At 47.1% G+C, this 16544-nt stretch carries 14 protein-coding genes; 6 read left to right on the top strand and 8 right to left on the bottom strand.

The genetic code is table 11. The features are described 5' to 3' along the window. Window positions 1–322: DUF4347 domain-containing protein (locus NDI48_31370; protein ID MEP0835670.1), on the top strand; the 322-nt coding region annotated here is incomplete at its 5' end. A gap of 479 nt (window positions 323–801) precedes the next feature. Next, window positions 802–2790, top strand: coding sequence for a calcium-binding protein (locus NDI48_31365; protein ID MEP0835669.1), 1989 nt, complete (start codon window positions 802–804; stop codon window positions 2788–2790). Between the two features lie 72 nt (window positions 2791–2862). Here the strand turns inward: NDI48_31365 and NDI48_31360 are convergent, their stop codons facing one another. Beyond that, entirely contained in the window at window positions 2863–4020 is a 1158-nt protein-coding gene (locus NDI48_31360; protein ID MEP0835668.1) for a hypothetical protein, read from the bottom strand. A 122-nt stretch (window positions 4021–4142) separates the two neighbouring features. On the opposite strand from NDI48_31360, the gene NDI48_31355 reads away from it, so the two are divergent. From NDI48_31355 to NDI48_31340, 4 genes are all read left to right on the top strand, one after another. Beyond that, the gene (locus NDI48_31355) at window positions 4143–4631 is read left to right on the top strand and encodes a hypothetical protein (protein MEP0835667.1); all 489 of its coding nucleotides are present in this window, start codon (window positions 4143–4145) and stop codon (window positions 4629–4631) included. A gap of 468 nt (window positions 4632–5099) precedes the next feature. Beyond that, a complete protein-coding gene (locus NDI48_31350) occupies window positions 5100–6053 on the top strand; it encodes a ParM/StbA family protein (protein ID MEP0835666.1) in 954 nt (317 codons plus the stop codon). 1 nt (window position 6054) lies between these two features. Next, complete coding sequence (locus NDI48_31345) at window positions 6055–6309, top strand: hypothetical protein (protein MEP0835665.1); 255 nt, start codon at window positions 6055–6057, stop codon at window positions 6307–6309. 154 nt (window positions 6310–6463) lie between these two features. After that, window positions 6464–7156 carry a hypothetical protein gene (locus NDI48_31340; protein MEP0835664.1) on the top strand — a complete coding sequence of 231 codons (693 nt, stop codon included), beginning with the start codon at window positions 6464–6466 and terminating at the stop codon, window positions 7154–7156. A gap of 143 nt (window positions 7157–7299) precedes the next feature. On the opposite strand, the gene NDI48_31335 is transcribed toward NDI48_31340, so the two are convergent. The 7 genes from NDI48_31335 to NDI48_31305 form a co-directional block, all read right to left on the bottom strand. Then, the gene (locus NDI48_31335; GenBank protein ID MEP0835663.1) at window positions 7300–8766 is read right to left on the bottom strand and encodes a hypothetical protein; all 1467 of its coding nucleotides are present in this window, start codon (window positions 8764–8766) and stop codon (window positions 7300–7302) included. Then, complete coding sequence (locus NDI48_31330) at window positions 8741–9127, bottom strand: hypothetical protein (GenBank protein MEP0835662.1); 387 nt, start codon at window positions 9125–9127, stop codon at window positions 8741–8743. The genes NDI48_31335 and NDI48_31330 overlap by 26 nt, the downstream gene beginning before the upstream one ends. A 227-nt stretch (window positions 9128–9354) precedes the next feature. Then, a complete protein-coding gene (locus tag NDI48_31325) occupies window positions 9355–13827 on the bottom strand; it encodes a CHC2 zinc finger domain-containing protein (GenBank protein ID MEP0835661.1) in 4473 nt (1490 codons plus the stop codon). Beyond that, window positions 13820–14206 (bottom strand): hypothetical protein, encoded by a 387-nt coding sequence (locus tag NDI48_31320; GenBank protein MEP0835660.1) that lies wholly within the window; start codon window positions 14204–14206, stop codon window positions 13820–13822. Before NDI48_31320 ends, NDI48_31325 begins: the two co-directional genes overlap by 8 nt. Further along, a complete protein-coding gene (locus NDI48_31315; protein MEP0835659.1) occupies window positions 14206–14760 on the bottom strand; it encodes a hypothetical protein in 555 nt (184 codons plus the stop codon). The genes NDI48_31320 and NDI48_31315 overlap by 1 nt, the downstream gene beginning before the upstream one ends. 488 nt (window positions 14761–15248) lie before the next feature. After that, a complete protein-coding gene (locus NDI48_31310; GenBank protein MEP0835658.1) occupies window positions 15249–15395 on the bottom strand; it encodes a hypothetical protein in 147 nt (48 codons plus the stop codon). Window positions 15396–15493: 98 nt separating this feature from the next. Next, the gene (locus NDI48_31305) at window positions 15494–16498 is read right to left on the bottom strand and encodes a hypothetical protein (protein ID MEP0835657.1); all 1005 of its coding nucleotides are present in this window, start codon (window positions 16496–16498) and stop codon (window positions 15494–15496) included. Between the last annotated feature and the right edge of the window lie 46 nt (window positions 16499–16544).

Here is a 16544-nt window from a genome sequence, read left to right as displayed (position 1 = left end):
TTTCGTTGAGCTGATCTGGATTGGCTACTTGCTAGTCAATGGTAAAAATTCTTGCCAAAGCCTAATGTTCATCGACTCCCAAGTAGCCAATCCAGATCAGCTCAACGAAAGCATAGCACCGGGAGTTGAAGTGATATTCTTCGACGCAATAAAAGATGAGGTCGCGTCAATTGCTGAAGCGCTTACCCAACACACAAACGTTTCAATTATCCACATCGTTTCACACGGACAAGTCGGAAGCTTGCCACCAGAATCAACCCAACTCCAGCAACAAACCCTAAAAACCAACTACGCTGCATCCGAGAGCAATCGTGAGTTCTAGCCTTAACTCCCCATGCCGATTATCTGACAAACGGTTGTCATGTCGCGGCTAGTGCAACCACTGCCGTATTCAGTGCTGACCCATGAGACAGGAAACACGACTTAGGACGATGAGGTGTCTGATCCTTATCTGGCCACGCTGACTGCGCCAATATGCTGAATTTAACTAGATACAAGACCGTATCGTGCTTTTTGCCTGAAAGCAAGCTCCTATCAACAAGGGATGTTTTAGCCACAGGCACGGGTCTCTGTGTCTATGTATGCAACGAGCCAGATAACCAATGAGCTAATTGGCATTTTTAGAGGGTTTTTGCAACAAACCCAGCGTGCAGCTCACCTTCTTCGTCATTTACCTACGTTTAAACCTCATCTAGCAACAGGCAACAGAGTCTTCGCTTCCGTATGTAAGACTTCAGTTTTGCCAATTGCGTCAAGCAGAGGGACTCTACCCAACTCATTTACCCAAGAAAAAGATTGACTATGAGCATTATCACCGTTACTTCTATTGCAGATAATGGGACAGGTTCTCTCAGAGCAGCAATCGCTCAATCTCAGTCAGGAGATACCATTCAATTCGCTTCAACCCTCGCCAATCAAACCATTACCCTCACATCAGGTGAACTAGATATTCCCGTTGGCAAAAACCTGGTCATTGATGGTGCAGGTGCCTCCGGTTTAACCATCAGTGGTAACAACACTAGCCGTATCTTGCACCTGGAATCAACGTCCGTCAACCCAACGAGCTTGACGATCAAAAACCTGACCCTTGCTAATGGTTACACCGACGAATTCGGCGGAGCGATACGGACAGAACACCAGGGTCAATTGACGGTCGAAAACAGCCAATTTAAGAATAATGTGGCGGGTCTTGGTGGGGGAGCCATTTTTGGGGCGTATGAAGGAACCGTTACAGTTAGTGGTAGTCAGTTTGACAGCAACACAGCTACAGCAGGTAACGACGAGCGAGGTGGAGGTGCGATCGCAACTTGGGGAGGGATACGCACCACTGTCACTGACAGCACATTCACCAACAACGCAGGCATTAACGGTGGAGCGATTAACAACCTCGCTGGTGAACTGATTATCGAAGGCTCAACGTTCATCAACAACAGCACAATAGCCGCTACTGTCGCTACAGGCCAAGCCAACCCATCCCTCAGAGGTTACGGTGGTGCCGTTTACAGCGATCGCGGTTCTGATATCAACAACCCAACTGGCATCATTAGCATCACCGATAGCGTATTTGATGGCAACAAAGGTCGGGGTGAAGGGGGAGCCGCCTATCTTTACAGCGGTAACCAAGATAAAGTTGTGCTCGAATCCAGCACGTTCAAGAACAACGAAGTTCTGGCACTCCCAGGGGGAAATAATGGAAATGGGGGTGCGGTGGTTCAAATGAGCAATGGAGCCAACCAGGGCTTTACCATGAACAACACCTCGTTTGCCAACAATATAGCGGCTAATCAGGGGGGTGGTTTGTGGATGATGGATGCACCCACCACGATTACTAACAGTACCTTCTCTGGCAACAAGGCAACGGCTACCGACTATAGCGGTAATGGTGGAGCGATGGCACTCTACGGTCCCACGAACATCATCAACACGACCATTGCCAACAATTGGGCTGGATGGGTAGGCGGTGGAATAGCCGCGAATGATTCACCCGTCACGGTGCAAAATACCATTTTTGCCAACAACACGGCGGCTAATGGAAACAATAATTGGGGGATTCAGCAACAAACAAGCCGTTTACTCACTGATGGTGGGGGTAATATCCAATTTCCTCCTAAATCGACCAATAACTCGAACGACTTCAATGCTACGGATTCTATTACCATTGCCGACCCTCAACTCGGTCCTTTACAAGAAATTAACGGTCAGCTAGTCCATCTCCTGCTTGCAGGAAGTGCCGCGATTAATAGTGGGGTAGCGATCGCTGGTCTGACCACCGATGGGCTGGGTTCAGCCCGTAGTGACGGAATGATCGATGTCGGAGCCATTGAGTTTGGAGGTGCTCTCCCGACTAACGCTACTACTATGGGGAATGACTTCGGGGTTGGTCAAGCTGGAAATGATTCTCTCCTTGGCGGTACGGGCAATGACATTCTCACAGGTTTGGAGGGGAATGATTCCCTCACGGGTGTCAATGCAGCCAATGCAGGAAGTGGTGAGATGGCTCCCCTCGTCGGTGGCATGGATGCCGACCCACTCTTGGCTGGGAATGCCACCACAGCATTCTATAATGACGGCGTCATCTTGGACCCAGGTCAGGCTGACTACGCGGTTGTTGCTGACTTTAACAACCTGGAAGACACAATTGTGCCACATGGTTCAGTAAGTTCTTATCAGCCTGGGGCATTAGCTACAGACACGGGTCTTTCTCCTACGGCTCCTCAGACGACTAATGAGCTGATTGGCATTGTGCCAGGGGTCTCTCTAGACCAACTCAATCCCACCGAACTCCTATAAGTACGTTTAGGCAGCTTTCTGTTGCGTTGTGACTGTCCCACCAGAACCCGACCGAATAGCTGGTGGGGGTTCCTATGGTTCTATCAACTTCAAATCAAGAGTGTAACAGCCAGGGGAGTCAGTTACTCTCGCCCACAACTTCTGCTCTACCCCCTGTGTCAAGCTACTCCCCACGCGGGTCTTGATAACTTTGAACGGTGAGGGTTCTAATTCTCCGTAAAGAGAACGCACAATAAAGCCAAGATGCAACACTGTACCAGAGTGTTCTGTTAACAGGAGTGAGAGCGCCTCCATTCGATTCATTCCCTGATAAGGGGGAAGCATTTCCACATGTTGCCCCCCATCTATTGAACTACTACTGTTGCGCTCGCCATTGACAAGTGTGTTGGTAGTGGTTGGTGGTTGAGGTGGCATCAAAAACTTTTTTTCATCACTTTTGAGGGGTGTCAGTACCGATTGGGGCACAATGGCTAACCAGGAGCGGTCATTGTTTGTCAGTTGGGTATAAGTGACCCCATTGACTTCAACTACCTTATCCACCAAAGAAGAAAGTTGAGCTAAATCTTCTTTTGACCAGGACAACCCCTTATGGTCAAAAGGATTTTTAGCCATTGAAATCACAACAATGCTATTTGAACTAACTGCTTGATTCCACTTGAAAACTAGACGCGGTAACTTCGGCTTGAGACGGCGAAACACAGCGTCGTTGGGACACTCCAAAGATAAAGTCTTACCACCAAAAGGGGTGTCAGTTATTTCAATCCCCCTTGAGTCAACACAGAAACTTAGCAGAGTACGGGTGGAGGTATCGAGAGTATCAATGAAGCGCTCTAACAGAGTTGGAGAAAACGGCTCTTCTATTGAAGTGTGGGAAGATGCGCCATTCTCCTGATGAGGAGGAACCCCATTCTCTTTGACGGCACCACTGGCATTACCATTACCGTTAATGAGGGAACTATCTTTGTCTCGAACATCACCCGAATCGCTCTCCACGCTGTCTGGGATAGCCCTGCTAGATGCTGTCGGGATAGGAGAACGTGGGTTCTGGTGTGGTAGTTCTTCAACGCTTGACCATCCTTCCAACAAGGCTTCGACATGGGCCAACTTATCCTTAGCGAGTGCCAGCATAGTTAAGTACTTCTGTATCTGATGCACGTAGTGGTCTTTTAACTGCACCAAGGGCGTGCGTAAGTCGTCGGGCGGGGGTTGGAGTTGGAACTGTTGGGTCATTGGGCAGGAGCATTCTCCGTCGCTTGGTATTTAATCAAAGGCGATCTTCCTCTAGCCTAGTTAAAACCCACTCATTAATAGTGGCTGGCTGCTTAAACATCATCGAATTGTGTGTTCATACAATGGCTAGCAAGTACGTTTTTGTTCGAGAGTATACTGTACAAGCTCATTCGAGACTCATTCACGCCCGCATCTTCAAGTTCATCTGCAAACAATGCTCTGCACCCACAGTGCGAGAAACTTTCGGCTCTAGACCCCTGTACTGCGAACAGTGCCGCCCTCCAAAAGCTAAGACCATTAAAGCCACTAATCCAAAAAAGGCTCAACCCAAAAAGCCAAAGCCTTCCATAACTCCTTCCTCTCTTGTAACCGGGAAGCACAGCAACACGGAAGAAACACTTCTTAGCTTTAAGCCTACACACAGCCTAATAGCAACCGCGTCGGGAGAAAAAATCCCTGTGGCTTTGGTGCCAACACAGACACCAAAACTCTTTACTGTGCATACAGCTTCGACTTGGGGGAGTCACTCACCCATTGAGTACGACACTAAACGCGGATTGTTGTCGCAGGGTCAGCCACTGGTTAACTCCACACTTGAAGAGGGGGCGTGAGTAGCCGTCGATACTGTTGGCGCAATGTGACGGTTTTACATTCGCCAACAGTGTCCGACCGTTTTTGACACAGTTCTTGTCAGAAGTCGAGTTCAACAACGATGAAGTTTTCTGAGTTATAGCAATTATAAGAAAAGAAATTGAATGCGCTCTAGCTGGAGTGATTGTGACAACCCCATGTCACAGCTTGTCGCAGTATGTCACCCTTGTGCTAGATTTTGGCCGACTCTTGTGACAGCCCCAACAAATGTAGCGGAGGTATCGATACAATCGCTACATTCAATCGTTCTCTGGGAAAGCCATTCAGCCGTTGGCATCAGCTTGCTCTAGCACAAAAGGTGAAATAGGTACTAAATGAGACCTAATTGGGGTCTAAATGTGTCTTGTGCTGGATCAGCTATTGGGGTATAAATGAGACCTATATAGGAGATAAATAGGTCTATCGGGGAAGATCGAGTATTTATACTTATGAAGTCAGCCAAACCGTATAAGAATCAGTTGCATTTTGTCGGCGGGATTGACAATGGGTTCGGCAATTATAAGCTTTTGCTGGAAGAACATCCACTCATTGTAGTTCCATCTTATCTGAGCGAAGAGAAGATGGAATCGGTACCAGGACGTGTACGGATAAAAGAGCGGGAATTCACCGTAGGAGATTCGGCACGCAGGACTGGAAGATACTATTCCCGTAACGTGGACGATGCCGCCAGTAAAATACAATATGCCTTGCCTATGTTGCTGGGGGCACTAGCCCACTTACCCCATCGAAAAGAATGGCGATTACATTTAGCCGCCTCGATACATGATTGCGACAATCTAAAAGAGAAGCTGATAGAAGCCTTGTCGGGTGAGCATGAATGTATCCTGAGCGGTTATGCATCTAAGGTATGTGTTCGGGTCGTCAAAGTGTTACCGGAGGGAATGGGAGCGTTGGTAGGAACTCCGCTTCCCAGCAAACTGACGTTATTAGATTTTGGGACGGGAACTACCTTATTTAGCCGATATAGTCAGGGCAAGCGTGAGATACATGAGCCTTTTCCTTGTGGGGTGGAACATTTAATAGAGCTTATATCTAAAGAGATGAAGGCGATAAACGATGGCTTACCCGGAGACAAGTATCTGATTCGGTTAGGACTGGAGAATGGCACATTTGGCTATGGGCGCAAGCAATCGTTTAAGTCAATCTACAAAAAATGTTTAAACGAGTGGTTTGAGAACTATCTGAGAAAAACAGTGGGTAGAGCTAAAGATGCTTATGAGCAAGGGGATCAGGTGTGGTGTATTGGAGGAGGTTGTTTGCTACCAGGGTTTGGTCAATCCCTGACCAAGATAGGGTTTAGGGTACATGAGTCTCCCTTGGAAGCCAATGTGAGGGGGTTGCTGTTGGTGGCACACCAAATGGGACGGAAGGTGGAAGTATAAGATGGAATTGCCAGATGGAAGTGAGAAGCTACGGATTAAAAAAGAGATAGCGCTAAAGATTCGTAAGGAAGCGGAGCGTCTTGAAATGAGCTTTCCGGAAATGCTTTATTACATTGTTAATAGTTATTTTATCGGTCAAGCCAATCAGAGCCATCCAGGGAATCAGCATCATCAAAAAGCTCCTGGTGTACCAAGGACATCATCTCAGCAATGGATGGAAGAAGAAGAATCTTTTGAGTTAGACCTGGATGTGTAATGGGCTGCAACCCCTGAAACCTCCTTAATCCAATCCGCTCTCTTCCACTGTTGCAACAAGCTACATATTGTCGATAATTTATGTTACAATAAAGTTACACAGCAAGAAAACCGCTACACATTCTTGCCAAAAACAGACTTTAAAAAGCTAAAAAATGAACGCCGCAAAAGCATTTTTCAACGCTATTCACTTAGCGCAGAAACCCGCTGCAATTGGATTGATTTCCATTCTCGGATTAGGAATTACCGCTGCATTAGCCTCTGCAATTTCCTCTTTACTTGCTCTTTTAGTACCAGTACTGCTAACCGCAACAAAGGCAGCAATCTTTGGATATTTACCTTTCATGGCTGGATTCATTGCCCTCAATCTTAAAGAGCAACACCAGACGAAAGAGACACACACAATTCCTTTACTGCCTCCCTTTAAACCTTACGAAAAATGCATGACTCAAGAGGAAAACACCAACGATGTATTGATTACGTCTCCACCCATTGAATCTATCTTCAAGCTTCATGTAGCCCCCAAGCCACCAACTTGGGAGCAATGGATTCTTAATCAAATTCGACAAGAAATAACAGAGACTCAATCAGAGCCAGAAATTCAAGAGACATCTCCACCGATTAAAAACCCCCCTCAATCCAAGATTAAACCTCTGAATAATCGCTTGGCTAATACAGTCATTTGCTGGCAAGCTCTCTATCAAGTATCGACATGGCTGGATGATACAAAAGCAAGCGAACTAAAAAATATCGCTTCCAAGTTGGAGATTCCTAAATACCGCCATATGAATAAAACCCAATTACTGGTATCGATTTCAGAACATGATTTATCTGAAATCACCGCCTAACCCACTACCTTAGCCTTGGTTGAACGCTATCGAACTGATAGCCATCTCGATTCGATTTTGAGACTAAGGTACTTTTTTAAAAAACTCAGTTGACCCCCGTCCTGAGTACCCCTCCAGAAATCTGTTCTGGAGGGGTATTTTTTTTACCTCGATCTAGTAGGTAGGGAGGCAAACGCTATTCTGTGACGCTTTTCTGGGCATACTGAAAGGGCGAAAGATAGCGCCATTACACAATCATCGTGAGTATTAGAAGGGGCCGACAATCTTCCATCCTGCGACCTGCTGTAGGCTAGCAATTCATCAAAGATTGGGCAGTCTCTAGGGAATAAAATAGCAATTCGCTCTAATTCTAATAACAGCCTATCAATGAGGACGGGTTTGCTGGTGGCCGTTGTCTTAATTGCCTCGAAATCACGCCCCTTGTGCTTGCTAGAGAGCTTCTCTAAATACACTTGCCCAGTGCCACCCGTGACCTCAACAGCAATCTTTTTAGGTCGGTAATTCTTAATAATTTCTGATATCTTCTCAATGTGGTAATCCATTGTACGTTTGCGTTCGCGGTACAGCAACCTAACTTCTTTGACCCCATCATCATTGATTTTGATAACAACGGCTACCGTGTAATCCTCACCTTGATTGCTGGTATCGATCCCCATGTAATAGGCTTCATCTTTGGATGGTAAAGAAAATGAACCAATAGCATTAGCCCTTACCAAATCAGAAGAGAATACATTTCTTTCCGATTCCTGAAAACTGAGATTATATTCTTGCTCGATGGTTGACCAGGACAATTTTTTCTTTTTCTGGATTCCCTCTAAATAATTGGGGATTTGAGAATAGATTGGATGAGCCTTCCAGTGCACAATGAATTTGCCCCATCCACTCTCATCAATCCAATCCTGACAGGGGTCAATCGCGCCAACTTTGACTTGATTACAGATGCCTTCGATATCCCGCCCCTCATTGCCTCCAGACAGCATCTCCCAATACCACCCACTTTTACCAGCGGGGGTACTCAGTACGATCGCACGGGCCTCATCCCCTACCATCTCCTGAGACGGACTGGCGGCATCGAAAATTCTATCAATTCCCTCCACAAATCCAGCCTCGTCATACAAAATATCCGAGATGCTCTCTAATCCACGACAGCCATTAGGCGTGGAATTGCGAAAAATCAATCGACCACCTCCATGAATCTGGATGTCGGTAAGAGAATCGGTTTCAAGTGGAATTCCAAGGCTATCAACCATCCTTCGCACCCGTCTGGCGATGTTTGAGGTGTCCACTTGAGATTTACTCAAGACCACCGCTGCATACCCAGGATTGAGGCAAGCCTTGTGCAGGAACTTACTGGCAATCGCTTCCGTGATACCGAGCTGTCGGCTCTTGACGATGACTGTTGAACGCTGATCAATCAAATTTGACAGAGCAATTTGATACTCGAAAGGATTGAACAGAACTAACTTATTGCCGCTGCGAATTGTTGTCAATCGGGCAAAATCTTCCCATCTATCAGGAATGAAGGATAAATCATACCCTTGCTGATTCTCTTGATATCGCCTTTCGAGACGTTGTTCAAGCCTGTTAATCCGGTTTTCCAGCCGACTCATTCATCAACTCCTCAAGCCTCGATATCCTCTCTTCTAATTGCCAGTCTCGCCATTTACTGGCATTCGCTAAAAGCTCACGGGCAGCAGCAATTCTATCGCGATTCGGAGCCTCTTCATCATTAATGATTTTCGCCAAAACCTTGATAGCAGAGGTGCTGTGACGAACGGATTCCGCAATTGCCGATTCATAAATCTCTGAGATGGCATCCCGTAATGCTTGTTTAAATTCTGGGAGTTTGAGCCAGCCATCGATTGTTTTTTCGTTGCAGCCTGCCTTCAGAGCCGCATGATCAATGCTATCCCCACTCGCCAGGAAGACGATGACTTTCAATTGCTTCGCTGACAGGGAATCTGAAGGCATTTTTGGGGCGTAAAAACTACATTTCTATACTAAAAATAAATACTGTACAGTGTGGTTGCAACTGCCCCCACGAATGTACGGGGGTATTTTATACATTCGCTGCATTCAATCGCTCTGTTGGAGCGCGATTCAGGCATTTGTACCGCCATCAATGTATCGATTGGCGCTTGCAAGTGGGCAAATCTGAGCGGGAAATCCGATCTATTGCAGGTGCAATAGATCGGGACTTAGGTCGGTTGTCCCTCCTGACCCAGTACGCTCAGCTCCTGACGCTGAAGATCGCGCCAGAAATCCCTAATTTGGTGCAACGCGCAATCCCACCACTTCTGGAGCTTCAACTTCAACGGCTTGGGACTATAGAGAATTGCAGATTCGATCAACTCCTCTTTTTCGGCTGGCGACTGCCCCTCAGAAATCTCACAAAATTTACTAACCTCTACAAAATCTAACTCGCTCTGGCAGAAATCAAAGATCTTAATCAGAGAATCCATCGGATTCTCTTGAACCACCTCTTGCGACTGTGCCAGTTGCTCGTAGAACCAAGCATCTAATTGCTGACGTAGCGGATTGGGTTGGAGTGCGATCGCATCCTCAACATCAGACCTTTGGTAATGCTGGGTAACAGTTGCCAAATCTTCCTGTGTCTCAACAAACGGCAATGCCTCTACAAGTTGTTCAAACGTGGGTTGGTCGGTCAACTCACCCCCCTCTGAAGCTGGGACACCTTGCCCCTGGTTTATAGAGAAATTTTGCGGAAGGTGTCCCAGCTCAATCGCCTGTGTGTTGGGTGTTTCAGGCGTCGGAATGTCGAGTTTTTGTGCGGTTTGATTTGCCCAAGTATTCTCAGCTATGACATCCCAATTGAGAACGAGGGAATCATTTTGAACGACTGATTCAACCCGTTGCTTGACGCACTCGTAAACGGCTGAGCGCATGGGCGTCAAGAGGTAATCGGTATCCACTCGATAAACTCGAATTTTCTCCCCAGCGTCGTTTTTGACTCGATCGCACTTCCGCTTGATGTCGAGCTTGTCGAGTACCCGCCCAATATATTCACAGGGGTTGCTATCCCCTACAGTAGTACCGATGTACCTAGCCCTTCGAGTATCCTTGCCCTTTTCCCAAAACTCTACAGCTTCAGGACTATCTTGAGTCCATCGTGATTCTGGGTTTAAAAAGAACTCGATCCCCATCTCCAGTAACGTATGAACCTTGAGCCAGTCGCTCTTGTAGGTTGTGAGATTCAGGCGCTTGACACAATCTGGTTCGTTAGGGTCAGAGAATACCATTAGCTTCTTGTACCATCTACGCTGTTGTAACAGCTTGGCAATCTCAGGATGCTCTAACAAGAAATGTGCCTCCACCTGAGAGAGCCACGCTCGATTTTTGTACTTCACCTTACGAATAAACTCAGGGTCAAAGATAGGCTTTGTCTCTGTTATCACAATCTCGACTTCACCCCCCTCTGGGACTGGGACACCTCCCCCCTGGTTTATAGAGAAATTTTGCGGAAGGTGTCCCACCTGAAACGCCTGCGTAGAAGGCGTTTCAGGCGTCGGAATGTCGAGTTTTTGCGCGGTTTGATTTTGACTCAAATCGGCACCCTCCGAGGCTAGACCACCTCCGTTACGGTTGAAATCGTTTCCTTCTGAACCTGGGACACCTTCCCTCTGGTTATTAAGAGAATTAGGCGGAAGGTGTCCCACCTCGATTGCCTGCGTGGAGGGCGTTTCAGGGGTTGGAATACCGAGTTTTTGTGCGGTTTCTAGAGAGACTCTACCGCTCTTGATTTCATCCACAGAAATTTGTGGCAACGTGATAATTCTGGATACAGTTTGGGTTTTGTTCTCTATGCCTGGTAGTCGTGAAACTAAACGATGTCGTGTAACCTCCGTTTTATCTTGCTGGGTTGCGTCAAATCTCCGTGCTTTCTCATTCGCTTCATCTTCTGTCAACCGTTGAGCCTTGAATATCTCCTGACTCTTCCTAAGCTGTACTGCCTCCTGTGCGGCTTCTAATTCCTTCTGGCTAACTTTGTAGCCCGTAACTACCTCTACCTGATAACCAGCCGTGTGAAGGGCATATTCAAGGCATTTTCGCAGATGATTCCGCTCAAACACCTCCCGTGCTTTCAGGTGACATTCATATTGAAAGTGAGCGTCATTTGAACGCTGCACTAATTTCAGAGCTTGCTCTATTAAGAGTTCGCGCTTTTCGGCCTCACTAACATCAGATAAGGAAATTTGAGAGCAAGCTAGGGTGTAATCTAGGAAACCCTCTTGAATGTGCGTTGCGGTCTGTTCGAGTTTGCCGCTGTCAATGCCCTGATTTTGGCAAAACACATGAATGTGGGTGTCTGGGTCGCGCACTCGACCCAAGAATTGCGTTTGCTCATTGGTGAGAACTACTCCGAAAAAGAAGAAATATCCCCTCTTGAAGTAGTCTTTGATGCTGATTTGAATTACCTCTCCTGATTCTGTTTCGATTTCTGTTTCTGTGTTGATGAACCACTCCTTTAGTTTCACTTTTGTTTCAGTATCGATACTCAATCCACTTTCTGCTGTTGGTGAATACAAGAGGGCATCGATTTTGTTCACATAGATATATGCTGTAGGATTAGCTAGAAACTTCTTAGCTTCAGCCGTATTGGAGTTTGACCCATCCAATCGGAAAACTTTGCGACCTTTGCGCTTTAAAATTTCATGCCAAGCTTCAAGTTTTTCCTGGGAATCGCTACCGCAAACAAATGGTTCTGAATCATCCATCATCGATTTGTGGAGCAAGGAGTAATCATTGATCCGCCGCTCCGTAACGGTAGTTTCCCCAGTTTGCTCATCCTTTCCAAGCTTCAAGGTTCCCGTGTAGAAAGTGGCTTTCCCTCGGTTGCCCCTGTAAATGTTCTCAACCTTGGTGAATTTCTTACCGCTAATCTGTTCGACGTGAGCCACTGTTAAATCAGTCAGGTTGCCATCCAACATGATCACAGCTTCTGAATTGGCGATCGCCTCCCCAGCCCTCTGCTTACATAGCTGCCGATGGAAACTGACGGCGGTCTTTGACTGGTAGAGATGTTTGAAGCTGCCCTCGATTTCATCTAAGACCAGGCGCTTCTGCTCAAAGTGATGCGGCTGGAAGTAGATCAGACTGTCAAAACAGGCCGCGATTCGCGAGCTTGGATCACCAACCAAAAGTAAATCATCTTTGGATTGCTTGAGATCTTGCTGAAGGTGACGCCAGTTCTTACCCCGCTCGGTGAACTGAATCAACAACGAATTTCTGTAACCGAAGGCATTCGCCCCGATCGCGTCATCTGCCAAAAATTTATTGTGAACGTGGTGAGTTTTGCCCGTCCCCAATCCGCTTCTGACAGCTAGATGAGTTCCCGGCTGAGCCGAATCCCAATCAAAGTATTGAGAGTCAATGACGTGATCGGGTGTAAATTTACGCATTTTGAGCCAGTCTTTCCCGGCTTCACTCTGTAGCTCTGGGAAAGTCTCTAGCAGTTGGGAGAGTGATTTGCGTAAGACCTTGAAACTAATTCCGCTCTCGTTGGGGGGAGTGGTTTCGATTTTTTCTTCAGGCTCTGTCAGATCGGCGGCTCCAAAATCCTCCCACCCGTACCCGGCAAGGATAGCGTCGGTTACATCCCAGCCCTTGACTTGACAATCGTCGCGCATGGGAATTGACCCAATGATTGCTCTACCTTTGAGAGCAGCGGCTAATTTTTGCGCTCCTTTTACTCCCGCTTCATCGCGGTCATAAAAGATTGTTACGTGTCCGGGTAGTCTGTCGAGTTGCTCTGCTTTGGGTACAGTACCGGCCCCGGAAGTCGAACAGGCAACTGCTACTTTTTCCCCCCGCTGCTGTACGAGTTCACCCAATAGAATCGCATCCCATTCGCCCTCACACAACCAAGTTTCTTGAGCATCTGAGGGATTGTTTGTGAACCAAATCGTCGCGGGTACCCCAAACTGTGACCAGTTGGCGAGATACTCCGGGCGCTGGTCGCTGGTTAACCAGGGGGCAACCCGTTTTTTGACATAGAATCGCCCTGGTCTATCTGCGACTGGAATAAATATCCCTATAGCCCAATACTCTTGTTTAAAGTCTGGCTTGCTTTGGTCGGGTGTTACTACCCGCTTTTCCAGACCCAGTCCATAACGCTTGACCGTCTCGCGGGTGATGCCCCGACCTTCGAGCCAAGCCAACGCCTTAACCGCCTCTCCTGTACCGGATAATAGCCGCTCAACAGACCGATTTACCCGCCACTCATCAACAGTGTAATCCTTGGCGGGTGTTTGTTCTTCCTTGGCTACGGGTGCTAGTGGTGTGAGGGGTCTAGGTAATGGATCGGGATAATCGTACTCGCTTGACCCATCTTCATATCGGATTGGGATGCTAGCGGAACGCGCCAAATCGAGAACCGCATCAACAAAACTAACGCGGTTCAACTCCATCAGGAATTTAATCGCGTTCCCACCCCAACTGCAACCAAAGCAATAGGCTAGGTTTTTGTGAGGAGTAATGCCGAAGCTGGGAGTAGTTTCGTTGTGGAAAGGGCAACAGCCGATGAAATCTTTGCCTGCCTTTTTCAAGGCCACATAGCTGCTGACGATCTCTACAATGTCTGTCCGTTCCTTAACTTCCTGGATGAAATCGGGGTGAAGTTTCTTTCGAGGGGTAATGGTTTTACTAAGCATGGCTCCCTCCCCCCTGCTTACCCTGGAAGCGAATCTCCCATTGATTGGAGTAACCGCCGCCTTCAGCGCTTCCCTCTCTCAAGCACTTGTCTCGAACCTTAGCTCTGGCTTTGGCTGTGCATTGTCTTTCGTCTTCTTGAATCTTTGATTCAATGACTTTAAGAGCTTCTTGCTGTGCTGGGTTGCTGGGGTCTGCCTCCTTTTGCATAGAGAACACAAGTAGGTCTGCCCCAAGAAATTCATCAGCGCTGAAACAATGCTGAATTTTGTCGAGACACTCAGAAAGCGTCCCATAAAAGCCGTTTTCCCAGTTGTGTGAGCAGAACCAGCGACCTTTTGGGGGGTATTGTTTCGGGGGTTTAGCAAATCCCTTAACCATCAGCTCTTACCCCCCTTGCACCAACCATGAACATAGGTATGCTTGGTTCCGCCCTGATGCCCGTGCTGCCAAACGTACCAGGCAACTGTCACGTTATCGTTGCCGCGTGTGTCTGCCCGAAATCGTGGACGCGGATTAAAGATGATGAGGTGGCTTAGAGAATCCGCCGATTTTTGGAGCCACTGAGCGCGGTTGGCACAGGGTTCTAAGTAGCTCAGCCGGAGAAGCACTGCTACTCCCACTCGCGCATTTTCTAGTGCCAGTGGCAGAATACTAGGGGCAAGAGAAAAAGGTGGATTCGTAACTACCCAGTCAATTCCTTGCCAAGCCTGCCACGAGTCCAGATTACAAGCGTCGAGTTTGAAGGTCGGCTCATGACCGACCAATGGATGGAAATCATTGGTGATGCAGCCGGGGAAAAGGCTGGCGATCGCTCCATCCCCCGAACAGCATTCGAGAATTTTGCCCGAAATTTTAACTTGCTTGAGGAGTTCGTGTATGAGGGCTTGGCCGGTAGGGTAGAAGTCGTTGGCGATTCGCGCAAGCGGAGACATCAGTGCACCTCCCCTTTCCGTGCAAGCGCCTTCAGTTCGCTCGCGCCTACCCACCGAATGAATCCCTTGCAATCACCGCAAGATATTGAGGATTTTCGCGGCCTCCTGCCAGCGTCCAATTTTCCAGTGGTTCCCCGACATTTGGAGCAAGGGAATTCAAGCTGAATTCCTTTCCCCGCTTGCTTTTGAGGCGGCACTAGAGGAATTTGGAATTCTGAAGTTTTGATTTCTTCTCTCAATTGTGAGAAAATTATGAATTTTTTTTTCATTTAGCTCGTCCTTCTGTGAGGGATGAGCCATCAATGCTTTTTATTGAGTTCTCTTGCGCTTACCTCTAGAGGTCTAGAGTTCTTCCTGTTAGGCTAGGGGAAATGTTTTTTATTAACCGTTGGTCGGTTATTGATGGCTGCCGAAGAGCTGGAAACTCATCGCTTGGGGCTTACTTAGCACTATCAGAGAAGCCTAGCTTCCTCTAGAAGAGCGTTGCCTCAAAACAGCATTGATGACCGATCGATTTTCTTTTCGGTATTTCGGGCTTCTAGCCGCCGCTCGCGGCGGGACTTGAGCTTTTCCCTCTTCGGGCGTGGAATGATGGGTCTATCGAGAGCTTTTACCAGAGTGAGTGGATTGGTCATTTTTTTCCTGTAGTGTTTTTCTCCTGGAATTGGAAATAGCTTATAGCCTTTTTTTCGTGCTGTATCAAACCCGTACAATCTCGTTAAGTTTTGTAAAGCTACGAGCTAAAGCCCTTTGTTGATTTAGCTTTTGGTTTTTTTCGTGCCTCATTGGCTTGCCCTGTACAAGCTTGCAAGTACTCCTGGTGGTGGTATGGCTCCTTTCCTGTTTGGAGTAATCGGAGAATCGTGAAGTCTAGAGCTTGGTCGAGACTCATAAAATTTTCCGTTTCTTCAGAGTAATAAATTAAACTAACGCCTTTGCCTTCATGATGTTTGAGGCGATTTATTCTTTCTTTTTCGGATTTATAGAATTGATGTCCGTTTTTGGGAATCCTATTCCACTGCTTGCAGATGTCAATAATTTCCCAAATGAACCAAACAATGTCTGGGGAATCATAGCTTAAAATCCACTTGCAGATTGGATTTTTATATACCTTGGCTTGAACCCAAATATCCTGAATCAGATTGTGTCGCTTTGCCGCCATCTTTCCAGGACGATATTGATTCTGCCTCGGATGATTAAAGCCCAACTCCACGAGGGCTTCTGTTTCGCCCAATAGGTAGTATTCAATCCAGAGATTTTGGATTCGGTAATTTTTCTTGAAGTTCGCGAACCTTTTTTCCTTGCTTGATCGAACAACTATCTCTCCATACTTCTGCAATAGAGATGGCAGATACTTCGCAGAACTTAAGTATCTCTGGCGTTCAATTTTTCCATCCGGGTGAATGCGATTAGGAGATGCCCAATCGCACCACAGGTAATCGTTTTCTCCATCTTGCTTGTACCGGATGTGGCGATGCTTCGTCTCGTTTGCCAACACAAAGGCTTTTCTGGCTTGCTTTGGGTATTGCTCTAGCACAAAGGCTTTTGTGGTGATGCTATTCTCTTCTAGCTGAATAGAAGCATTTTGAATTTCAGTTCCCCCAGTTAGGAGAAATAAGTAATTTTGAAGATATTTGGGAAGTTGCAGTGCTTTTAGTTTCGTGTGATGCTCGTCCGATAATTCGGGAAAGGCAGAATCATCAATTAGTAAATTGGGGTCGGTGAAATCAAGCTTCATACTTCATTAAAGTGGATTTTCGCTGTATTAATTCTTCGGGCGTTTG

It is taken from the genome of Microcoleus sp. AS-A8 (assembly GCA_039962225.1).
In the GTDB taxonomy this organism is placed as follows: domain Bacteria; phylum Cyanobacteriota; class Cyanobacteriia; order Cyanobacteriales; family Coleofasciculaceae; genus Allocoleopsis.
The sequence above is the reverse complement of the archived record's forward strand: the minus strand, read 5'-3'. Positions and strand labels throughout refer to the sequence as shown.